This is a genomic window from Aggregatibacter valvarum (genome assembly GCF_980468985.1).
In genome coordinates, this window is record NZ_OZ413141.1 from 1785052 (window position 1) to 1807892 (window position 22841).

General features: G+C 44.4%; 25 protein-coding genes and 1 riboswitch. Of the genes, 13 read left to right on the top strand and 12 right to left on the bottom strand.

What is annotated here, in order from left to right:
* Positions 1–12: 12 nt before the first annotated feature.
* The 4 genes from fusA to zipA form a co-directional block, all read right to left on the bottom strand.
* Positions 13–2115 carry an elongation factor G gene (gene fusA, locus AC30SF_RS08450; RefSeq protein ID WP_314956581.1) on the bottom strand — a complete coding sequence of 701 codons (2103 nt, stop codon included), beginning with the start codon at positions 2113–2115 and terminating at the stop codon, positions 13–15.
* Positions 2116–2199: 84 nt separating this feature from the next.
* A complete protein-coding gene (gene rpsG, locus AC30SF_RS08455; protein ID WP_005555497.1) occupies positions 2200–2670 on the bottom strand; it encodes a 30S ribosomal protein S7 in 471 nt (156 codons plus the stop codon).
* Positions 2671–2830: 160 nt separating this feature from the next.
* Positions 2831–3205 carry a 30S ribosomal protein S12 gene (gene rpsL, locus AC30SF_RS08460; protein ID WP_033002815.1) on the bottom strand — a complete coding sequence of 125 codons (375 nt, stop codon included), beginning with the start codon at positions 3203–3205 and terminating at the stop codon, positions 2831–2833.
* A 231-nt stretch (positions 3206–3436) separates the two neighbouring features.
* Complete coding sequence (gene zipA, locus AC30SF_RS08465; protein ID WP_489608157.1) at positions 3437–4456, bottom strand: cell division protein ZipA; 1020 nt, start codon at positions 4454–4456, stop codon at positions 3437–3439.
* 142 nt (positions 4457–4598) lie between these two features.
* Here zipA and cysZ point away from each other — a divergent pair, with 142 nt between their 5' ends.
* A complete protein-coding gene (gene cysZ, locus AC30SF_RS08470) occupies positions 4599–5429 on the top strand; it encodes a sulfate transporter CysZ (RefSeq protein ID WP_489608158.1) in 831 nt (276 codons plus the stop codon).
* A 115-nt stretch (positions 5430–5544) separates the two neighbouring features.
* Positions 5545–6492: a cysteine synthase A gene (cysK, locus tag AC30SF_RS08475; RefSeq protein WP_209364260.1), complete on the top strand. Its 948-nt coding sequence runs from the start codon at positions 5545–5547 to the stop codon at positions 6490–6492.
* A gap of 323 nt (positions 6493–6815) precedes the next feature.
* Here cysK and trpS read toward each other — a convergent pair whose 3' ends face one another.
* From trpS to rpe, 3 genes are all read right to left on the bottom strand, one after another.
* Entirely contained in the window at positions 6816–7820 is a 1005-nt protein-coding gene (gene trpS / locus AC30SF_RS08480) for a tryptophan--tRNA ligase (protein ID WP_489608159.1), read from the bottom strand.
* A gap of 121 nt (positions 7821–7941) precedes the next feature.
* Entirely contained in the window at positions 7942–8616 is a 675-nt protein-coding gene (locus AC30SF_RS08485; RefSeq protein ID WP_489608160.1) for a phosphoglycolate phosphatase, read from the bottom strand.
* Positions 8617–8618: 2 nt separating this feature from the next.
* The gene (gene rpe / locus AC30SF_RS08490) at positions 8619–9293 is read right to left on the bottom strand and encodes a ribulose-phosphate 3-epimerase (RefSeq protein WP_489608161.1); all 675 of its coding nucleotides are present in this window, start codon (positions 9291–9293) and stop codon (positions 8619–8621) included.
* Positions 9294–9446: 153 nt separating this feature from the next.
* Here rpe and ftsB point away from each other — a divergent pair, with 153 nt between their 5' ends.
* The 8 genes from ftsB to nlpD are packed head-to-tail and all read left to right on the top strand — an operon-like array spanning position 9447 to position 14697.
* Positions 9447–9725: a cell division protein FtsB gene (gene ftsB, locus AC30SF_RS08495; RefSeq protein WP_489608162.1), complete on the top strand. Its 279-nt coding sequence runs from the start codon at positions 9447–9449 to the stop codon at positions 9723–9725.
* Complete coding sequence (gene ispD / locus AC30SF_RS08500; protein WP_489608163.1) at positions 9725–10420, top strand: 2-C-methyl-D-erythritol 4-phosphate cytidylyltransferase; 696 nt, start codon at positions 9725–9727, stop codon at positions 10418–10420. Before ftsB ends, ispD begins: the two co-directional genes overlap by 1 nt.
* Complete coding sequence (gene ispF, locus AC30SF_RS08505; protein WP_489608164.1) at positions 10417–10896, top strand: 2-C-methyl-D-erythritol 2,4-cyclodiphosphate synthase; 480 nt, start codon at positions 10417–10419, stop codon at positions 10894–10896. The genes ispD and ispF overlap by 4 nt, the downstream gene beginning before the upstream one ends.
* Entirely contained in the window at positions 10893–11903 is a 1011-nt protein-coding gene (truD, locus tag AC30SF_RS08510; protein WP_489608165.1) for a tRNA pseudouridine(13) synthase TruD, read from the top strand. Before ispF ends, truD begins: the two co-directional genes overlap by 4 nt.
* 16 nt (positions 11904–11919) lie before the next feature.
* Entirely contained in the window at positions 11920–12660 is a 741-nt protein-coding gene (gene surE, locus AC30SF_RS08515) for a 5'/3'-nucleotidase SurE (RefSeq protein WP_209364250.1), read from the top strand.
* 27 nt (positions 12661–12687) lie between these two features.
* Positions 12688–13263 (top strand): YqaA family protein, encoded by a 576-nt coding sequence (locus AC30SF_RS08520; RefSeq protein WP_489608166.1) that lies wholly within the window; start codon positions 12688–12690, stop codon positions 13261–13263.
* 13 nt (positions 13264–13276) lie between these two features.
* A complete protein-coding gene (locus tag AC30SF_RS08525; RefSeq protein ID WP_209364246.1) occupies positions 13277–13474 on the top strand; it encodes a hypothetical protein in 198 nt (65 codons plus the stop codon).
* An 11-nt stretch (positions 13475–13485) separates the two neighbouring features.
* Positions 13486–14697: a murein hydrolase activator NlpD gene (nlpD, locus tag AC30SF_RS08530; protein ID WP_290521220.1), complete on the top strand. Its 1212-nt coding sequence runs from the start codon at positions 13486–13488 to the stop codon at positions 14695–14697.
* Positions 14698–14846: 149 nt separating this feature from the next.
* On the opposite strand, the gene AC30SF_RS08535 is transcribed toward nlpD, so the two are convergent.
* The 3 genes from AC30SF_RS08535 to nadR all read right to left on the bottom strand — a co-directional run bounded on the left by AC30SF_RS08535 (position 14847) and on the right by nadR (position 18145).
* A complete protein-coding gene (locus AC30SF_RS08535) occupies positions 14847–16076 on the bottom strand; it encodes an aromatic amino acid transporter (protein ID WP_489608167.1) in 1230 nt (409 codons plus the stop codon).
* Between the two features lie 101 nt (positions 16077–16177).
* Positions 16178–16861: a metallophosphoesterase family protein gene (locus tag AC30SF_RS08540; protein ID WP_489608168.1), complete on the bottom strand. Its 684-nt coding sequence runs from the start codon at positions 16859–16861 to the stop codon at positions 16178–16180.
* A 12-nt stretch (positions 16862–16873) separates the two neighbouring features.
* Positions 16874–18145 carry a multifunctional transcriptional regulator/nicotinamide-nucleotide adenylyltransferase/ribosylnicotinamide kinase NadR gene (nadR, locus tag AC30SF_RS08545; protein WP_296027645.1) on the bottom strand — a complete coding sequence of 424 codons (1272 nt, stop codon included), beginning with the start codon at positions 18143–18145 and terminating at the stop codon, positions 16874–16876.
* A gap of 231 nt (positions 18146–18376) precedes the next feature.
* Positions 18377–18524, top strand: a riboswitch (FMN riboswitch).
* Positions 18525–18630: 106 nt separating this feature from the next.
* Between nadR and ribB the strand changes: the two genes are divergently transcribed.
* Positions 18631–19272 carry a 3,4-dihydroxy-2-butanone-4-phosphate synthase gene (gene ribB / locus AC30SF_RS08550; RefSeq protein ID WP_489608169.1) on the top strand — a complete coding sequence of 214 codons (642 nt, stop codon included), beginning with the start codon at positions 18631–18633 and terminating at the stop codon, positions 19270–19272.
* A gap of 480 nt (positions 19273–19752) precedes the next feature.
* Here ribB and AC30SF_RS08555 read toward each other — a convergent pair whose 3' ends face one another.
* On the bottom strand, positions 19753–20256 hold the full coding sequence (locus tag AC30SF_RS08555; protein WP_489608170.1) for a surface-adhesin E family protein: 504 nt from the start codon (positions 20254–20256) through the stop codon (positions 19753–19755).
* A gap of 182 nt (positions 20257–20438) precedes the next feature.
* On the opposite strand from AC30SF_RS08555, the gene purM reads away from it, so the two are divergent.
* Both purM and purN read left to right on the top strand, forming a co-directional pair.
* A complete protein-coding gene (gene purM / locus AC30SF_RS08560) occupies positions 20439–21479 on the top strand; it encodes a phosphoribosylformylglycinamidine cyclo-ligase (protein WP_489608171.1) in 1041 nt (346 codons plus the stop codon).
* Positions 21479–22123, top strand: a complete 645-nt coding sequence (gene purN / locus AC30SF_RS08565; RefSeq protein ID WP_489608172.1) for a phosphoribosylglycinamide formyltransferase — start codon at positions 21479–21481, stop codon at positions 22121–22123. The genes purM and purN overlap by 1 nt, the downstream gene beginning before the upstream one ends.
* A gap of 51 nt (positions 22124–22174) precedes the next feature.
* Here the strand turns inward: purN and sodA are convergent, their stop codons facing one another.
* A complete protein-coding gene (gene sodA, locus AC30SF_RS08570; protein WP_314115923.1) occupies positions 22175–22819 on the bottom strand; it encodes a superoxide dismutase [Mn] in 645 nt (214 codons plus the stop codon).
* Positions 22820–22841: the final 22 nt, after the last annotated feature.

Consider the following 22841-nt stretch of genomic DNA (forward strand, 5'->3'; position numbering starts at 1 on the left):
AGTTAAACAAAATTATTTTTTACGAGCTTCAATAACTGCTTCAGCTACATTTTTCGGTGCTTCAGCGTATTTTAATGGTTCCATTGAGTAAGAAGCACGACCTTGAGTTTGGGAACGTAAGTCAGTTGCATAACCAAACATTTCAGAAAGCGGAACTTCAGCGTCGATTTTAACAACGAATTCATTTGCTTCTTGACCGTTCACCATTGCGCGACGACGGCTCAAGTCACCGATTACGTCACCTACATACTCAGGTGGAGTTTCTACTTCAACTTTCATGATTGGCTCAAGTAAAACTGGGTTTGCTTTTGCGAATGCCGCTTTAAATGCTAAAGACGCTGCAAGTTTAAACGCCAATTCAGAGGAGTCCACATCATGGTATGAACCGAAGTGTAAACGAACACCAATATCAACTACTGGATAACCTGCTAATGGACCAGATTTAAGTTGCTCTTGAATACCTTTGTCAACAGCAGGGATGTATTCACCAGGGATAACACCACCTTTAATTTCGTTAACAAATTCGTAACCCGGACCTTCCGGCTCTAATGGATATAAGTCGATAACAACGTGACCATATTGACCGCGACCACCAGATTGTTTTGCGTGTTTACCTTCTACATCGTTAACACGAGTACGAATTGTTTCACGGTAAGATACTTGTGGTTTACCAATGTTAGCTTCCACTTTGAATTCACGTTTCATACGGTCAACGATGATATCCAAGTGTAATTCACCCATACCGGAAATAATGGTTTCACCGGATTCTTCATCAGTATGAACACGGAATGACGGGTCTTCTTGTGCAAGACGGCCTAATGCAAGACCCATTTTTTCTTGGTCTGCTTTTGTTTTTGGTTCTACTGCAACAGAGATTACCGGCTCAGGGAATTCCATACGTTCAAGGATGATTGGTGCTTCGATTGCACATAATGTATCACCTGTTGTTACATCTTTTAAGCCGATTGCCGCAGCGATATCGCCCGCGCGAACTTCTTTAATTTCTTCACGTTTATTTGCGTGCATCTGTACGATACGACCAAAACGTTCACGTTTTTGACGTACAGAGTTTAATACGGTATCACCAGAATTAATTACACCGGAATACACACGGAAGAAGGTTAAGTTACCTACGAATGGGTCAGTTGCAATTTTGAACGCTAATGAAGAGAATGGCTCTTCATCGCTTGCATGACGCTCACCTTCAGTTTCGTCAGGGTTGATACCTTTGATTGCTGGAATATCTGTTGGTGCCGGTAAGTATTCAACAACCGCATCAAGCATAGCTTGAACACCTTTGTTTTTAAATGCTGAACCACAAGTTACCAAGATGATTTCGTTTGCTAATACGCGTTGACGAAGACCTGCTTTGATTTCTTCTTCGCTTAACTCTTCACCACCAAGATATTTTTCCATTAATTCTTCGGAAGCTTCTGCTGCTGCTTCAACAAGGTTTTGACGCCATTCTTCGCAAGCGGCTTGCATATCCGCAGGCACATCTTCATAAGTGAAAGTCATCCCTTGGTCAGCTTCATTCCAGTTAATTGATTTCATTTTGATCAAATCAACAACACCGGTAAAGTTTTCTTCTGAACCCACAGGTAATTGAAGAGGAACAGCATTTGCACCTAAACGGGTTTTTAATTGATCAACCACGCGTAGGAAGTTAGCACCAGTACGGTCCATTTTGTTTACGAACGCGATACGTGGAACTTGATATTTGTTTGCTTGACGCCATACAGTTTCAGACTGAGGTTGAACACCGCCAACCGCGCAGTAAACCATTACCGCACCATCAAGAACACGCATTGAACGTTCTACTTCAACAGTAAAGTCCACGTGTCCCGGAGTATCGATAACGTTGATACGGTGTTGTTGGAACTGTTGTGACATACCAGACCAGAATGCAGTTGTTGCCGCAGAGGTAATGGTAATACCACGTTCTTGTTCCTGTTCCATCCAGTCCATGGTTGCTGCACCATCGTGTACTTCACCAATTTTGTGACTTACACCGGTGTAGAATAAGATACGTTCAGTGGTAGTAGTTTTACCTGCATCAATATGCGCACTAATACCAATATTACGATATCTTTCGATAGGGGTTGTACGAGCCATTATTATAACCTTGTTTAATTTAATATCAGTTTATATAAGGGTAAGGCTTCATCTAAGATGAAGCCCTTAAATTTTAAAAGCGAATTACCAACGATAATGAGCAAATGCTTTATTAGCTTCAGCCATACGGTGAACATCTTCACGTTTCTTAACTGCCGCACCTTTATTTTCAGACGCATCAGATAATTCGTTCGCTAAGCGTAAAGCCATGGATTTATCACCGCGTTTACGTGCTGCTTCAACGATCCAACGCATACCTAATGCGTTACGACGAACCGGACGTACTTCAACCGGCACTTGGTAAGTAGAACCACCTACACGGCGGGATTTTACTTCCACAGTTGGACGTACGTTTTCTAATGCCGCTTCAAAAGCTTCTAAAGCTTCTTTACCGGTACGTTGAGCTAATGTGTCTAACGCGTTATAAACGATAGATTCTGCGATAGATTTTTTACCATCTACCATGATGACATTGATAAATTTAGCAAGTAATTCTGAACCGAACTTCGGATCCGGTAAAATCTTGCGTTGTTCAATACTACGACGACGTGGCATTGCGAATTTCTCCGTTTTATTATCTTCAGGATTACCCAAAACTCGTTTACAAGCCCCTCATTTTAATGAGAAATCTTGCTGTGCAAATGCACCTTTACTGGAGTCGTGGTTAATTAAATTTATGATTAATTAGCGTTTGGCCTTACTTAACGGAGAACCATTAAGCTTTAGGACGTTTAACGCCGTATTTAGAGCGACTTTGTTTACGATCTTTCACGCCTGCGCAGTCTAATGCGCCACGTACGGTGTGATAACGCACACCCGGTAAATCTTTAACACGACCGCCACGGATAAGCACAACACTGTGCTCTTGAAGGTTATGACCTTCACCGCCGATGTATGAGGTTACTTCAAAACCATTGGTTAAACGAATACGGCATACTTTACGTAATGCTGAGTTCGGTTTTTTAGGTGTAGTTGTGTATACACGTGTGCATACACCACGTTTCTGCGGGCAAGCCTCTAATGCAGGAACGTTACTTTTTACAACCTTTTTCACACGCGGTTTGCGTACTAGCTGGTTGATTGTTGCCATTAAAAAACTCCAGTTTAATAAAAATTCATTAAAGAATGTTGTTTTACGAATCTGTTCATACAAGAACAGACAGGGAATTCTAGTCTTCAAATCGGAAACTGTCAACAGATTCTACCATTTCAATCCGTCACTACCGTTCTTAATAAAGGAAAGAAATGACCGCACGTTGAGTGGCGCTACGAACCCCAAGTGCGGTCATATTTGAAAATGTTTTTAAGCAGCTGGAATAAATTAAGCTACGCTGGCCAAGTATTCCTGTTCCGTATGATCGTTGAAGATCTCTTGTTTATCCGTTAACACGAAACCGCCAAGTTCATCAGCTAAATTGCGTGCAGCACGAATCATGGTTTTTAGGTTCACGATATCATTGCCCGGAGAAGGCAGTTCCATAAACAACACAATGCCAACAGTAGAAAAGTTTTCCATATCATAAGGATTAAAGGTATTCGGTTGGCGTAAGTTTGCCAAACTGAAGAGTACTGGGCTAGACGGCGTTAAATCTAAATGGCGATGATAAATATGACGATCACCAAAAATAAACCCGAGGCCCTCTAAGGCTTGCGCTAAGCGCGCACCATGAAATTCTCGATTTTCCGGTGCAACCACATACAACATAACAAATGGCGGTTTACTACCCTTCGGTGCGTTATTTTCCACCGTTTCTGCAACATGGTTTTGTGATATTTCCTCATGAGGCCGTTCTGTTTCAACCGACGTGAGCGATACCGTCGGTGTTTGATACTCTTCTTCCATTTGCGTCACAGAGACACGGTTTGTATCTGCATAAGATTGGAATTGCACACTGCTTTGCGCCATTGCATTTAATGTATCAGGCTGTTGCTCTGGCGAGTTAAAAACGGCAGATTGCATTGGCTGGGAAACTTGATATTGAGGCTCAACACTATTATTAGACATACCGCTTGGCAACGTAATTTTGATTTCATCGACCGCCCGTTCAATAGATTGCGTTCCTGTGCTACTTGGTGCGGTTACATCAAAATCTAAGTTTTGCTGTTGTGGTGGATTTTCTTCTACAAAACTGTGCACAGGCTTATTGGCAATTGGCGGTTCTGCAGACGGTCTAGCGGCTTGATTCGGTGCCGTAAACCGATTCGGTTGGTGATTTTGCGAGAACGTATTGGCATTTTGGAAGTATTGCGATTTCTCTCGGCGATTTGACCAAATGCCATGGGCAACTAAGGCCAGTAGGGCAATTACCCCTAAAATAATCAAAATTGTATTTAAATCCATTGCCGATTCTCCAATCATACAAAATTAACGCAATTTACATAAGTCTATCATGTTTTTACGAAATTGATGATAGGGTCTGCTTATTTATTGATTTTTTCTACCGCACTTTGTATTCTGAGCCTCTTTTCTGTGAGGGGAATCTATGTTAAATCAACAGGAAATCAAACTCGGTTTTGAATATTTTGTGACCGGTTGGCATTTGATTCAACAAAAAGGTTTACGTCGTTTTGCCGTTATGCCGGTGTTATTAAATATCCTATTACTGGGCGGCTTGTTTATTGCCTTTGTGTTTCAAATCAAAGATGTTGTCAGCCATCTGATGAATTATATGCCTTCTTGGTTAAGTTGGTTGGGCGGTATTTTGCCGATACTCATTATCGGCATGATTTTAGTACTGTATTATTTCATTTTTGCTACGTTATCAGGTTTTATTGCCGCGCCATTTAACGGTTTATTAGCCGAAAAAGTGGAAAAAATGATGACAGGCGAAGAGATTTCTAATGATTCTTTATGGGCGTTTATCAAAGATACACCGCGTATGTTGGCGCGGGAATGGCAAAAGTTAATTTATAGCCTCCCTAAAATTATCGCCTTGTTTTTATTAAGTTTTGTTCCTTTAATCGGACAAACCGTGATTCCGCTGATCACGTTTTTATTTTCTGCTTGGATGATGGCTATTCAATATTGTGACTATCCTTTCGATAACCATAAAGTTCCTTTTAAATTAATGAAAAATGAGTTAGCAACGAAACGCAACATGACAGTAACATTTGGTGGATTGGTATCTTTATGTATGCTCGTGCCGATTGTGAACCTGGTGGTTATTCCGGTGGCGGCGTGCGGCGCAACCGCCATGTGGGTAAAAGAATATCGTCATCGCTTTAAATCCACGCCAGAATCGTCAAACGGTGCAAGTGCCAATATGTCCTTGGGCAAACCACCGACAAGTGATAGACAACTGGTGCCTAAATAGCTTTTAGTTATCAAATAGAAGAATTGGCTATTTTTGGAGAAGAACATCTTGTGATAAAAATAGCACCACTTCCAGCGTGACACGCTATTCAGTCAGTTCATTAGGAGAACTCAACATGACTATTTATAACGATAATTCTTATTCCATCGGCAATACCCCATTAGTGCGTTTAAACCATTTCGGTAACGGCAACATCGTCGTTAAAATCGAAGGCCGCAACCCAAGTTACAGCGTAAAATGCCGTATTGGCGCCAACATGGTTTGGCAAGCAGAAAAAGATGGCATTTTAACCAAAGATAAAGAAATCGTGGATGCTACCAGTGGCAACACCGGAATCGCCTTGGCGTATGTGGCGGCTGCACGTGGATATAAAATCACCTTAACCATGCCGGAAACCATGAGTACCGAACGTAAACGTTTATTACGCGGTTTAGGTGTCAATTTAGTGCTAACTGAAGGCGCGAAAGGCATGAAAGGTGCCATCGCCAAAGCAGAAGAAATTGTGGCATCCAACCCAAATCATTATGTGATGTTAAAACAATTTGAAAATCCGGCAAACCCTGAAATTCACCGTAAAACCACCGGTGAAGAAATTTGGAAAGATACCGAAGGCAAGGTTGATGTTGTGGTTGCCGGTGTTGGCACAGGCGGGACGATTACTGGTATTTCTCGCGCCATTAAATTAGATCACGGTAAACCAATTATCTCCGTTGCGGTTGAACCAACCGAATCTCCGGTGATCACCCAAACCCTTGCCGGACAAGAACTAAAACCGGGCCCGCATAAAATTCAAGGGATCGGCGCCGGCTTTATTCCAAAAAACCTTGATCTTTCATTAATTGATCGCGTGGAAACGGTGGATAGCGACACCGCCATTGCAACAGCCCGTCGTTTAATGGCAGAAGAAGGTATTTTAGCAGGAATTTCCTCTGGTGCCGCCGTTGCCGCCGCGGATCGTCTAGCCAAATTGCCTGAGTTCAAGGACAAGTTAATTGTCGTCATTCTACCGTCTGCATCAGAACGGTATTTGAGTACTGCGCTCTTTGACGGTATTGAGATTTAATGACGATCCAATAACATAAAAAAAGATCAACGCGTCTGGTAAGCTTATTAAAAAGCAGCTTTGCCAGACGCTTTTATTCTTATGCATTTCCTTGTCACTATTTTCCTCCAAAAGGCAACCACAAAATGACTCTTCTCCTAAAGCCAAGCCCTCTCTATTGACTTTGGGAATAATCTTTAAACAGAGGCATCATTAGCAAGATTAACATTGAAAAACGTGGCTTTTTTTGACCGCACTTTACAACGAATCGCTCAACACGCCATTAAAAAAGCTGCTTTGCCATGGGGCAAAACAGCTTTCTTTTTTATCTTTAGCGCTTCGATTTATTTCGCCGCAATAAACCCAATGGCGTCATACACTTTCGCTAACGTTTCTTGTGCACGTGCTTTGGCTTTTTCCGCACCATCTTTGGCGATTTGAAGAAGCAATGCTTCGTTGTTACGGAAATGGTGGTAACGTTCTTGCAAGGTGGTCAACATGGCAGAAACCTCGTCGGCGACAGCACCTTTTAAGTGACCATACATTTTGCCTTCAAATTCCTGCTCAAGTTCTGCAATAGTTTTGCCGCTCACGCCGGAGAGAATATCGAGAAGATTGGACACGCCCGCTTTATTTTTCACGTCATAACGAATCACCGGCGGCTCATCGGAGTCGGTTACCGCGCGTTTGATTTTCTTCGCAACCGCTTTCGGGTCTTCTAATAAGCCGATAACGTTGTTGCGGTTTTCGTCCGATTTAGACATTTTCTTTTCCGGCTCTAGCAAGGACATCACGCGCGCACCCGCTTTCGGGATGAACACTTCCGGCACAGCAAAGTGCGGTCCGTATAACGCATTAAAACGTTGCGCGATGTCGCGAGTAATTTCCAAATGTTGTTTTTGGTCTTCGCCTACAGGCACTTGGTTGGCTTGGTAAAGCAAAATGTCTGCCGCCATTAAGACCGGATAAGTGAACAAACCGACGTTGATGTTTTCTGCATAACGGGCGGATTTGTCTTTAAATTGGGTCATGCGACCCATTTCGCCGAAATACGTGTAGCAGTTTAACACCCAAGCCAGTTGCGCGTGTTCCGGCACATGAGATTGGATGAAAATGGTAGATTTTGCCGGGTCGATGCCACAGGCCAAATATAACGCTAACACGTCCAAGGTAGCCTTACGTAATGCCGCCGGATCTTGACGCACAGTGATGGCGTGTTGATCCACAATACAGAACAGGCATTCGTAGTCATCCTGCATTTTCACCCACTGACGCAACGCACCGAGGTAGTTACCGATAGTCAATTCACCTGATGGCTGTACGCCACTGAACACGATAGGTTTGGTCATTTTTACATCCTTAATTTTTAAATCTTATTATTGATAGCGCAAGCAGCCACGCTTGTGCTGTAGCCAAAATTAAATAAAGGCACAAACGTGGACGTTTGCGCCATCCATTCAGAAGAATCAATCAAACAAGCGTCAATAATTCCGCGAAATCCTCAAACACCCAATCGGGATGGGATTCAGCAATCGGAATATTGTAGTTATAACCGTAAGTCAACCCCACCACCGGGCAGCCGGCATTATGCGCGGCAATAATATCATTGCGAGAATCGCCGACAAACAGCACTTGTTTCGGGTATAAGCCGAATTTACCGCATAAATAGAATAACGGACCCGGGTGCGGTTTGATGGCCGGTAACGATTGTCCGCCCAACACTTCATCGAATAACTCTTCAATGCCGAAAGCCTTTAACACCGGGCGGCTGTGTTGGGTTGGTTTGTTGGTAACCACAGCCAAACGGTAGCCTTTGGCTTTAAGTTTCTGCAAGGTGTCTTTCACATGAGGGAATAAACGGCTGCGATTGCAGATATTTTCGCCGTAAAAGACATTAAAACGCTCTTTTAATGTGGTAGTTTGGCCTTCTGTCAAGGTTTTGCCCGATTGTGCCGTTGCCCATTCCAATGCGCGTGCAATTAAAATCTGCGCACCGTTACCAATCCAAGTGAGCACCAACGTTTCAGGCGCTTGTGGCAAATCAAATTCTGCTAACGCCGAATTCACGGATAATGCCAAATCCGGCAAGCTGTCCACCAACGTGCCATCTAAATCAAAACCGATTAATTTAAACTGTCCTGTCATGCTTATTTTCCTACTGCGGCTAACTGTTGACGCATTTCATCAATAACTTTTTTGTAATCCGGTTGATCGAAAATCGCCGAACCGGCAACGAACATATCTGCACCGGCGCGGGCAATTTCTGCAATATTGCTCGCTTTCACGCCGCCATCCACTTCCAAACGAATATCCAATCCGCTCTCATCAATGCGTTTTCTTGCCTGTTTCAGTTTTTCTAAGGTTGCCGGAATGAAAGATTGTCCGCCAAAGCCCGGATTCACCGACATCAGTAAAATAATATCCACTTTGTCCATAACATAATCTAAATAACTTAACGGCGTTGCCGGGTTAAATACTAAACCGGATTTACAACCGTTATCTCGGATAAGTTGCAAAGTGCGGTCGATATGTTCAGAGGCTTCCGGGTGGAAGGTGATGTAGCTGGCGCCCGCCTTGGCAAAATCCGGAATAATGCGATCCACCGGTTTCACCATCAAATGCACATCAATCGGCGCAGTAATACCATAATCGCGTAAGGCTTTGCACACGGCAGGCCCGAAAGTTAAATTCGGGACATAATGGTTATCCATCACATCAAAATGAACGACATCACCACCGCACTTTAAGACATTTTCCACATCGTCACCCAAACGCGCTAAGTCAGCAGAAAGAATGGAAGGAGCAATTAAATAGGGTTTCATGGGCACCTCACAGGCTATTAAAAATTGCCTTATCTTACTACGATACACCTCAATTTTTAAGAAATTATTCAGCACAGGGCGGGCAATATCGCATTTTGGTGCAATTCAAGGTAAACTACGCGCAATTTTTTCGATTCGATTTATTATTTTTTTATGCGCTTATTTATTTCTTTACTCATCGCAGTGTTATTGCTGTTCCAATACGATTTTTGGTTCGGCAAAAACGGCTATTGGGATTATCAAGCTACCACCAAAGAAATTGCCGTCCATCAACAGGAAAATGAAACACTTTCCCAACGAAATCAGATCATTGCTGCGGAAATTAAAGACTTAAAAGAAGGGGTAGATGCCATTGAGGAACGCGCGCGTTTGCAACATGAAATGGTGAAACCAAACGAAACTTTCTATCATATCGTCAAAGAACACAAATAATGACCTCAAATCGCAAGATTATCGCCGTTGTACCGGCGGCCGGCATTGGCAGTCGGATGCGGGCGGACAAACCGAAACAATACCTTCCTATTCATGGACAACCTATTTTGCAGCACACCTTAAACGTGCTCCTGTCTTATCCGCACATCAGCCAAATCGTATTGGCAGTGGCTGCCGATGATCCTTACATTGCTCAACTTAACCTGACACAAAACCCGAAAATTACGTTGGTCGAAGGCGGAGAAACCCGTGCGGATTCGGTGTTAAACGGATTAAAAGCAATACAAGATGCCGGCACGAATGTTTGGGTGATGGTACATGATGCAGCACGTCCTTGTTTAACCCACGGCGATTTGGATAAATTGCTTGAAATTCATGATGACAACGGCGCAATTTTGGCCATTCCGGCAACGGATACCATCAAGCGTGCGCTGCCTTCACAACAAATTGCCCACACCGAAGATCGCAGTCAACTTTGGTTGGCGCAAACGCCACAATTTTTCCGCGCAGAGTTATTACGAAATGCGTTAATCCACGCCCAACAGCAACAGCTTGCGGTGACTGATGAAGCCTCTGCCATGGAACTCGCGGGATTTCAACCGCACTTGGTGGCGGGACGTAGCGATAATATTAAAGTCACCCGCCCGGAAGATTTGGCGTTGGCGGAATTTTATTTAATGAGGAAGACAAAATGATACGAATTGGCCATGGTTTTGACGTTCACGCTTTCGGCACCGACAACCCGCTCATTATCGGTGGTGTCACCATTCCCTTTGACAAAGGCTTTATCGCCCATTCCGACGGCGATGTGGCGCTCCATGCGCTAACCGATGCCTTACTTGGCGCAGTGGCCTTGGGTGACATCGGCAAGTTGTTCCCCGACACGGATATGCAATACAAAGACGCAGACAGCCGCGAGTTATTACGGGAAGCGTACCGCCAAGTACAGGAAAAAGGCTATGTCGTCGGTAACGTGGATGTGACCATCATTGCGCAAGCACCGAAAATGCGCCCGCATATTGACGCCATGCGCGCCCTGATCGCACAGGATTTGTCTGTTGACATCGAACAAGTGAATGTCAAAGCTACCACCTCGGAAAAACTGGGTTTTACCGGTCGCGGTGAAGGCATTGCCTGCGAAGCCGTGGCCTTATTGGTACGCAAACCATGATGGACTTAGCCTATCTGCAAAAAACACCGCCAAAACAGACCGCACTTTTAAAAGCGGAATGTGCAGATTTTGTGGTGAAAGAACAGCTCGGCTACGACATGAGCAGTGATGGTGAATTTGTTACCGTGAAAGTGCGCAAAACCGATTGCAACACCTTATTTGTGGGCGAGCAACTGGCGAAATTCGCCGGTATTTCTGCCCGCAATATGAGCTACGCCGGTTTGAAAGATCGTAAAGCCGTTACCGAGCAATGGTTCAGTCTGCAAATGCCCGGACAGCCGACACCGGATTTCAGTCAATTTTCCCTCGAAGGGGTAGAAATTCTCGAAATCACCCGCCACCAACGCAAAATTCGTATCGGCAGCCTACAAGGCAATCATTTTGAGATTTTGCTACGCAACGCTGAAGAAACCGACGAACTCAAAGTGCGGTTAGATTTTCTGGCAAAAAACGGCTTTCCGAATTATTTCACCGAACAACGTTTTGGCCGTGATGGCAATAACTTAACGCAGGCGTTACGCTGGGCAAACGGCGAGATTAACGTCAAAGATCGCAATAAACGCAGCTTCTATCTTTCTGCTGCACGCAGCGAAATATTTAATTTAATCGTATCCAAACGGATGGAATTAAACTTGGCACAGCAGATTTTGGTCGGCGATGTGTTGCAACTGAACGGTTCACACAGCTGGTTTGTGGTGGACGAATCGGAAGATTTGGCGCAGCTGCAACAGCGTTTGGCACAACAAGATGTTTTACTCACTGCGCCACTTATCGGCGAAGAAGAGAAAAGTGCGGTCGATTTTGAAAATGAAATTTTCGCCCAACATCAGGCGTTATTCGCGTTAATGCGCCAAGAACGGATGAAAGCGGCACGCCGCCCAATATTAATGCAACCCAAGCAATTCCAATGGCAATTTGAACCAAACGGCTTGCGCCTTCAATTTGCTTTACCGTCGGGCAGTTATGCCACTGCGCTCATTCGCGAACTGGTCAATATCGAAAATTAAAACACAGGAATTTTCTATGAATATTTTATTGAGTAATGACGACGGCATTCACGCGCCGGGTATTCGCGCCATGGCAGAGGCCCTGCGCAAGATCGCCAATGTCACCATCGTCGCCCCTGACAGCAACCGCAGTGCCGCCTCAAGTTCGTTAACCTTAGTGAAACCATTACAACCATTACATTTGGAAAGTGGCGATTACTGCGTTAACGGCACGCCCGCCGATTGCGTGCACATTGCGCTCAATGGTTTTCTTTCCGGGCGCATCGATTTAGTGGTCTCCGGCATTAACGCCGGCGCAAACTTGGGGGACGATGTATTGTATTCCGGCACGGTCGCCGCCGCCTTTGAAGGGCGTCATTTGGGCTTGCCGTCTATTGCGGTGTCTCTTGACGGCCGTCAACATTTTGAAACGGCAGCCCGTGTGGTATGCGAACTCGTCCCTAAATTACATTCGCAATTATTGGGCAAACACGAAATTCTCAATATTAATGTGCCGGACGTGCCTTATGAAGAGCTCAAAGGCATTAAAGTCTGCCATTTGGGTTACCGTTCTTCTTCCGCCGAAGTCATTAAACAACAAAGCCCGCGAGGCGAAGATATTTATTGGATCGGGCTAAGTGGCTTACCGGAATATGACGGCGAAGGCACAGATTTTCATGCAGTAAAAAACGGTTATGTGTCCATCACGCCGATTCAAGTCGATATGACGGCACACCACTCAATCAATGCTTTACAACGTTGGCTAGAAAGTGAATAATTCGCCCTTTCGAAATAAGGAATGCAAATGAATTTATTTGGTGCAATGTATGATAAAACCATGGCGTGGTCGAAACACCGTTTCGCCCCATTTTGGCTAACTTTTGTCAGTTTTATCGAAGCCATTTTTTTCCCCATTCCACCGGATGTCATGTTAATTCCAATGTCCATGTCAAAGCCACAAAGTGCGGTGAAATTGGCTTTGTTTACGGCGATTGCTTCCGTGTTGGGCGGTATCATCGGCTATGCATTGGGTTATTATGCGTTTGATTTTGTAGAACATTACATTAATCAATGGGGCTATCAGTCGCATTGGCAAACCGCTATTCAATGGTTTGAAAAATGGGGCATTTTAGTGGTGTTTGTGGCCGGGTTCTCACCGATTCCTTACAAAGTTTTCACCATCTGTGCCGGAGTGATGCAAATGGCATTTTTACCTTTTGTCATCACCGCGTTTATTTCCCGGGCGGCACGATTTTTATTAGTCGCCAAATTAGCGGCTTGGGGTGGCGAAAAATTTGCAGCGAAACTGCGCCAATCCATTGAGCTCATTGGTTGGTCGGTGGTGGTTTTAGCCGTTGTCGCTTATTTTATTTTACGTTAAGCAAGGTTATATAATGAATAAACTGATTTTCGTGTTGTCTATGGCACTCACAGCCTGTACGTGGGATGTTGATGAGCCAATTCAAGAAGAAAAAGATAAGGATGCACTTCCGCCGGGCATCATGCAACCGGTAGAAGGCACCGGCGCTATCGCAGGCGGTAGTTGGCTGCCGGAAATTCAACAACAACGTATGCCAATCAATATGCAATAAGGAATATTTTTATGAAAAAGTCTTTTTTACTTTTACCTATTACGGTGGCTATTCTTACAGCCTGTAGTTCAGACGCACCGGCACCGGTAGAAAACGCAGATGGCACCTTATCCCCTGGCATCATGCAACCGGTGGACAATCCCTCTATGGGTGGCAATACCAGCTGGGAGCCTCAAATTCAACAAAGTAGCGTTCCGAATAGCATGAACGGTCCAATACCACAAACGCCGGCTCAACCGGCTCAATCTGCTCCACAGCCGAATTTCCAGCCGACGTATCAACCGCAGCCGGCACCAAAACCACAACCGGCGCCGGCAGTGCAAAATAAACCGCAGCAAACCTCGCAAGATTTTACGATTCCGCGTAATCCGGAAACCAATGCCCCGGATTACAGCCAAATCAATAAAGGTTTCTACAAAGGTGACACTTACACGGTCCGTAAAGGCGATACCATGTTCCTTATCGCCTATATTTCCGGTTTGGATGTGAAAGAATTAGCCGCATTAAACAATTTGTCGGAGCCCTATCAGCTCAACGTGGGTCAAGTGATGAAAATCTCATCCAATCGTCCGCAACAAAATGTGGCACACACCGCGACAGCCACCACATCGTCTGCCGCACCACAGGCTACTATACCGACTGCACCTGAAAGCAAACCGGCGGAACCTGTGGTCACCTATACGCCGGGTGCCAACGGCACACAATATGGTTCAGACGGCACCATTACCGGACCGGTAAAAGCCACCGTGGGCACTGTGCCGCCAAAAAATGTGCCGCTCATTACACAAAACACACCGGTACAGCCATCTCCTTCATCTCAACCGTCTGCAGACACTGCACCGGCCAATTCCGGTGTCGTATGGAATTGGCCGACAAACGGCAGCATTATTCAAGGTTTCTCCAATGCTGACGGAGGCAACAAAGGGATTGATATTAGCGGTTCTAAAGGTCAAGCGGTTAATGCTGCCGCCAGTGGTCAAGTGGTTTACGCCGGTAATGCGTTGCGTGGTTATGGTAATTTGATCATTATTAAACACAGCGATGACTTTCTCAGTGCCTACGCACACAATGACCGTATTTTGGTCAAAGATCAACAAATGGTCAGCGCCGGACAACAAATCGCCAAAATGGGGAACACCGGCACAGATGGCGTGAAACTTCACTTTGAGATCCGTTACAAAGGCAAATCCGTCGATCCAACCCGTTATTTACCACGACGTTAATCGTCCTAATTACAGGTTTATCTAAAACACAAGTGCGGTCAAAAAAATACTTCGTTTTTTGACCGCACTTTTTTTTGCGAACATAAAAAAGGCGGATTCCAACAAACCCGCCCTTGTGTTTATGTGATGATTTGCTTGTGCGTTTATCCTTAGCCAATGACTTGTGGCAAGAAACCGGCTTGGATCAAGAAAGGAATGGCAATGATAAGAAGTCCGATAATTAGCGCAAACACCAACATTCCATTTCCGCCAGCGACACGGTATGGCAAATTTTTATGTTGTTGTCTTACACGCCATGCCAAACCAATAGGCAAAATAAGGCAATAAAAGGCACATAGCAAACCGGCATAACCTAAAGCCGCAATAAATCCGTTCGGGTAGAACAAGGCAAAAGCCAACGGCGGAATGAAGGTTGCCACGGTTAAGCTCAGACGATTTGCCGGAATTTTTGCTCGTTTGAATAAATCATTTAGACCTTCAAATAAACCAAGTGCGACACCTAAAAAAGACGTAATTAATGCAAGCGAATAAAACACAGGCAAAATGCGACTTAACACATCGCTACCAGTAAGCGTCTTAGTGGCATTAATCAAACCGGTCAATGTTGGATTTTCTTTTAAGATGGTCACAAATTCATTTTGATTGAAAATGCCGTGCGTGGCTAATTGCCATAATAAATAAGCACTTAATGGAATGGCCGTGCCAAGAATAATGGCAGTTCTAAAACGCTTCACATCACCGTCTAAGTAACTGTTGATACTGCCCATCACCACATGGAAGCCGTAAGAGGTAAAAAATACCGGGCCGGCAGACAAAATTAAGGCGTAATCTAACGGCATTTCCATTAAATTCATCGGCACGACTTCCGGTAACATCATGGCAAGCACGATAATAAACACGAAAATTTTGCCGGAAAATAACAGACGCGTAATGCCATCAACACCATTCGTACCGATGACAACAAATGTCCCAAGAATAATGGTAAAGAGCAAAATTGAAGTTTTAAGATGAGTCTCCTCTTCGCCAAAAAGATTCGCCGGCAAGGCACTGGCTAACAGTTCTCCACCACCTGTCATATACGCCGCCGACAAGGCATAAAGCAAGACAAATAAAGACACCGTGGAAATAATACGTCCCGGCATACCGAAATAATTTTCTGCTAAGGTGGCGACACCGTCATCTTTGCGTTTCGCGGTTTGATAAACCTCCACAAAGAGCAGTCCGCTGTAGGCAAGAAGCAACCAAAGCCCGATCAATAAGACCGCAGTAAATCCGAAACCGATGCCAGCTGAAGTGAGCGGCATTGCCAACATCCCGGCGCCAATGGCGGTGCCGGCAATAATTAAGGCACTGCCCAGTGTTTTATTTTTTAATAACATAAGATCATCCTAAAAAAATGGAGTCGTATTATCGCATAAAATTCCCCAAGATTAAGGGGATGTATGAAAGTGCGGTGGTATTTTCAGGTGTTTTTGACCGATCACACGCCTCGGTCATCCACCCCAACATAAAGATAGCGACCAGCTTCGTCACACAAACTGCAAAAACCGACATTGATAATTTGATAAGGCTTTTTTGCGTCGGCGTAGTTAAAATTCTCATGGTGGTGGCCATGGTAAATTTGTTGTACGCCCATTTTTTCTGCCAGTTGATTAATCACAGCAAAGCCTGATGGATGCGGTTTCGGTGCTTCATGGCAAATTAAAATATCCGCTTGTTGCGTTTCCAACGCTTCAATATCCGATGGAAAAATTGACGTACGGTGACGTAGCGGCACACCGCCTCGCCAGATTCTTTCCTGAGAACAATATTGGCAATAATGGATAGGATCAAAAAACATGGGTTTATTTGGTGGCATCCAAATTTGTCCGCGAAAAACGCCGCCTAAACCGGCAATCCGTTTCCCTTGAATGTTCTGCACCCGTCCATGCAAGTTACGCTGTTTCCATTCTGTTCCCCACAACGCTTCAAACGCCTCAACGGTCTTGCTGTCATGATTGCCGTGAATAAACCACAAATCCGCCAGTTGCGCCAGCTTTTCTAACGGTTCCGGCGTAGTGAGTTGTAAATCGCCAAGAATGACCAGCGCCACATCCTGTTGGGTTTTTAGGAACGGATAAAGGTGATCAAAACTACCATGGGGATCGCCTGCAAATAAAATCATACGTACTCGAATTTAAAAAAGGGAATGCCCATGCTCACTGTTGAGCTCCGGCAGTTCTTCTTCGTTGAGAATTTTTTCAACAATCACTTTGACTTGATTATAACGCTCCAAATAACTCGGTGATTCAATTTCAATGTAAGGCACATTGTATTTATCAAGCAATTTTTTTAAGAGTTGTTGGAACCGCTGCCGTTGTTTTTGGCTTCCCAAGCTGCGTAAACCGTCGTCCACCCATTGCGTATTGTTGTTGAGCAAAATGGTGACATCGAAAGGATATTCCTTGATCATGGAATCTAAAAACGGATGGGCTTTACCTTCATATTGAATGCAAAAGGCTTGCGTGGTGATGAAATCTGTATCAATAATGGCGACCTTATGAGCGTGACGCACAGCGTAGTCAATGTAACGTTGATGCCCCAGCGCCATTTGCGGGTAATCGGAATATTGCATTGCCTGCTCATTGCCACCCAGTTGCTCAAACACGAATTCACGACCATATTCCCATGCGGATGTGGTATTAAATACGGTGGCTAATTTGTTGACCAGAACGCTTTTCCCGCTGCTTTCGCCACCTAAAATCGCAATGGTTTTGGCAAAAAATGGACGCACTTCTTTCGGGATAAATTTCCAATAATGGAAAGGGTGATTACGAATTTTAGTCGCGGAGACATTAAAGAATTCCCGTTTAGGATCCACTAAAGAGACATCCAGATTTAAATATTTTTCGTAAGGTGCTTTATCTTGCACTTCACTGCTGAAGACCACGCTTGGTGTAAAGCCTTTTTCTTTGAATAATTCTTTTACCCGACTTGCCCATTCCGGCCAACCGTTAGGGTAGCTGGTGATGCCATCTTCTACCAAATGATGAATAAAAATATGATTTTTCTGATATTTAAAAATTTGTTGCATCCAGCGCAAACGATCTTGCACCGTTGGCATCCGTTTCATTTTGCTATCATAAAATAGCTTTAAATCCCGTTCCGTATCGCTACACACAATCACGTGCACTTCATCCACTTTACTGAAGGCTTCGTAAATCATATTAATGTGGCCGGTGTGGACAGGATAAAATTTTCCGAAAATTACTCCGACTTTTTTATTATTCGGCTCATTAATTTGTAGCACACGATGCAACGCAGTTAATTTTGCGGCGCTAGGATTCTTAATTTTTCCACTCACTAATTGATTGAAATAAGCACGAGTGATATTCGCCTGTTGGCATATATCGCTTACTTTCAGGTTAAGCTGTTTACGTTTTTCTTGTAAGTATTGGAAAGTTGACATACTTATTTCCTTATTTAACCTCGTTATTGAGGCAAAAGTGCGGTGATTTTTGGTAACGTTTTATAAAAAGCACAACACACCTTGATGCGCTTTAGTGCTGTCGCATAGCCTGCACTATTTTTGAAAAATATCGCATAAATGCCCTATTTTTATCTATTATCCGCACTATTTTGTGTAATTCAAGCATAAATAAAAACGTTTTTTATTCACAACCTTTGCGCTATACTACATCCGTATTCTCAGGGCAGGGCGAAATTCCCTACCGGTGGTAAATATGTTTACACATAAAGCCCACGAGCGTTTGCTTTTTTTGGCAAAGTCAGCAGATTTGGTGAAACTCCAAAGCCGACAGTAAAAGTCTGGATGAAAGAGAATTTAGGCAACGTCATGCGTTGTTATCTTTACGGCAATGTATGATTTACACCGGCGATATTCCCTCATCAGCCCTGATTCTGGTATCTCAAGTTTTAACGAAGGAATTTACTATGAATCAGTCATTACTCTCCCAATTCGGCACGCCGGAACAACGTGTTATGTCAGCCATTCAGGCTTTTCAACAAGGCAATGGCGTCTTAGTGCTCGACGATGAAGATCGTGAAAATGAAGGCGATCTGATTTTTCCGGCAGAAACCATCACGCCTGAACAAATGGCAAAATTAATTCGCTACGGAAGTGGTATCGTGTGTTTATGTATCACTGATGAATTATGCCAACAATTGGATCTCCCACCGATGGTGGCCAATAATACCAGCGTGAATAAAACCGCCTTTACGATTTCAATCGAAGCAGCAAAAGGCGTTTCTACCGGTGTTTCTGCCGCCGATCGTGTAACAACCATTAAAACGGCGATTGCCGATGGCGCGAAACCATCCGATTTACATCGCCCAGGTCATATTTTCCCCTTGCGTGCAGCCAAAGGCGGTGTATTAGAACGTCGTGGTCATACGGAAGCCGCCATTGAATTAGCCCGTTTTGCCGGTTTTAAACCTGCCGGTGTCATTTGTGAAATCACCAATGACGACGGCACCATGGCTCGCGCACCGGAAATCGTCGCTTTTGCCAAACAACATCACTTCCCTGTTGTGACGATTGAAGATTTAGTCGCTTATAAATTACAAGCTGAATAACAATCCGCATGTAAAACGTGCGGTTTTTAGGCTCCCCTTTAGGGCCCATACTTCACAAGCCCTAAAGGGGCTTGTGAAAACCGGTCACCGTGTTTATTTTCATATCACTATTTTAGTGAATCGTAGCGTGCAACTTGTTGCACGAAATCATGAATGTCCGAAAGCGTTAAATAACGTTCCGTGCGTAATTTGGTCGTGCATCAAGATGCACGCTACGAACTTGCGCAACGAAATTTATTTTCGACGATACATATTCGCACACATCACCTGTCCTAACGTATAAAGAGAAGATTGCGGTTGTTACTTAATCGTATGTTGAGATTAACGCTTTGGTGCCGTGCGAATACCATCCCCCAAAAATCAGAATCGTAGCGTGCAACTTGTTGCACGAAATCATGAATGCCCGAAAGAGTTAAATAACGTTCCGTGCGTAATTTGGTCGTGCATCAAGATGCACGCTACGAACTTGCGCAACGAAATTTATTTTCGACGATACATATTGGCGCAGATGACTTCGCCTAAAATGTACAACGAAGATTGCGGTTGTAACGTCATCGTGTGCTGAGATTGACGTTTTGGCGCAGTACGAATGCCTTCTCCCCAGAAATCAGCATAAAAATCGCTACGCACATGCGTAAAATGATGATTCTCACAATTTAAGATCTTATATTGACGCATAGATTTGGCATATAACTTAGGATGCTCTTCAAAGACATATAATCCTTTATCTAAATTGATCACCGCATCAAAATGAATAAGACGTTTATCTTTGTTATCTACCCAAATGGAATCAGTATCAACATAATAAAAAATGCCCGGCATGAGTTGCAAGAAACCGACCTTTGTTTTCTTTGGTGGCGTGATGGAAACCTCTTCCTGCGCTTTTGCCTCATCTTGCTGCGTGGATACCGATTTGTTCGAATGGGAGAAGGAAGTACAAGCTGCCAATAAAAGTGCGGTTAAAATGACGATCGTTTTTTTCATAGCAAACTCCTTTTTATTTCGAACGGTTCCTATGTGGTTCATTTTGTCATAATTTCCACCTAATAGCTAATTGAAACCTCGCCTTGAGAGAAAAATCCGTTTCACACCTCGCAAACGATTGCGTAAGCGTGTACAATGGCGCCCTCATTCATTTTATTTTCATAAATCAACGGGAAGCCATCGTGAGTACACCATCCTTAAGTTACAAAGATGCCGGCGTGGATATCAATGCCGGTAACGAATTAGTTGAGCGTATTAAACCTGACGTCAAACGCACTACTCGCCCTGAAGTCATCGGCGGCTTGGGTGGATTTGGTGCGTTATGTGCGATTCCGGCGAAATACAAAGAACCGATTTTGGTGTCCGGCACCGATGGCGTTGGCACAAAATTACGTTTAGCCATTGATTTAAATCGTCACGACAGCATTGGTATTGATCTTGTCGCCATGTGCGTAAACGACTTGGTGGTGCAAGGTGCTGAACCGCTATTCTTCTTGGATTATTACGCCACCGGCAAATTAGACGTGGATGTTGCCGCCAGCGTGATTAAAGGCATTGCCAACGGCTGTGAACAATCCGGTTGCGCCTTGGTTGGCGGTGAAACGGCTGAAATGCCGGGGATGTATCACCAAGGTGATTACGACCTCGCCGGTTTCTGCGTGGGCGTGGTGGAAAAATCCGAAATCATTGACGGCAGCCAAGTCAAAGTCGGCGATGCGTTAATCGCCCTAGGGTCCAGCGGTCCACATTCCAACGGTTATTCACTCATTCGTAAAGTCATTGATGTTGCCGGCGTAAATCCTACCGAAGCACAACTTGACGGTCGTTCTTTAGCGGATCACTTGCTGGCGCCAACGAAGATTTATGTAAAATCGATTTTACAACTGATCAAACACGTTGATGTTCACGCTATCGCCCACTTAACCGGTGGCGGTTTCTGGGAAAATATCCCGCGCGTCTTGCCTAACAGCGTAAAAGCAGTGATTGATGAAAACAGCTGGCAATGGCCGGTAGCCTTCGATTGGTTGCAACAGCATGGCAACATCACCGACCACGAAATGTACCGCACCTTTAACTGTGGCGTCGGCATGATTGTAGCATTGCCGAAAGAAGATGTGGAAACAGCCCTAGGACTGCTCCAACAAGCAGGCGAGAAAGCTTGGGTCATCGGTGAAATTCAACACCTTGCTCAAGATGATAAAGAACAAGTTGTTATTCGTTAATGAAGAAGATCGTTGTTCTCATTTCCGGTTATGGCGCGAATTTACAAGCGATCATTGATGCTTGCCAATCGCGCTATATCAATGCCGAAATCGTCGGCGTATTCAGCAATCAATCTGATGCCTTTGGATTGCAACGCGCCCAAAGTGCGGGTATTTTTCACCGCACTTTTTTGCGTCGTGATTACGCCGATAACCTCGACATGGATCGCCATATTGGTGATGAAATCGACAATCTCGGTGCGGATTTAATTGTGCTTGCCGGCTACATGAAAATTCTGAGCGCGGAATTCACCCGACGCTTTGCAGGAAAAATTCTCAACATTCACCCTTCCTTATTGCCGAAATACGCAGGATTGCATACTTACCAACGTGCCATAGACGCCGGTGAAACGGAACACGGCATGACCATTCATTTTGTGAATGAAGAAGTGGACGGTGGCGCCATTGTATTACAAGCCAAAGTGCCGATTTTCCCTGATGATGACATCACGGACATTGAAGAACGGGTAAAAACACAAGAAATTCGGTTTTATCCCTTAGTGATAAAATGGTTTGTGGACGGGCGTTTAACGCAAAAAGGCGATGGTGCTTATTTAGATGGGAGCTTGTTGCCACCGCAAGGTTACGCAGTGGACGAATCCTAAACGTCATCTACACAATTTCTGTGTAGATGACGACATGAGGCTGACTTAAAATTAATGGTGCGCGTCGGCTAATGCTTTTTCAAAGCGTTCGTTCGCAAAATCCCAGTTGATTACATTCCAGAATTCTTTGATGTAGTCCGGACGGCGGTTTTGGAATTTCAAATAGTAAGCGTGTTCCCAAACGTCTAAACCAAAGATTGGTGTGCCTGAGCAGCCGGCAAATTCTTTACCCATAATTGGGTTGTCTTGGTTTGCCGTAGAAACCACCGCAAGTTTGCCGTTTTCTAACACTAACCATGCCCAACCGGAACCGAAACGGGTCGCTGCCGCTTTTTCAAATTCCGCTTTGAAGTTTTCAACAGAACCAAAATCACGTTCGATGGCATCTTTTAATGCGCCTTTTAGCGTAGTACCTTTTTTCAAACTTTTCCAGAATAAGCTGTGGTTTAAATGGCCGCCTGCGTTGTTGCGTAATGCTGGGCGTTTTTCCGGTGCAACGTCATGTAAGTGCGCCAATAATTTACCCGGGCAACCGCCGGCAAGTTCTTGTAATTCCGGGGAGTTTTCTAACACAGCGTTAGCGTTGTTGACATACGCTTGGTGGTGTTTAGTGTGATGGATTTCCATGGTTTGCGCATCGAAATGGGGTTCTAATGCGTCATAGGCATAACCTAATTCAGGTAAAGTATAAGCCATAATTTTTTCCTTTTGTTTGAGT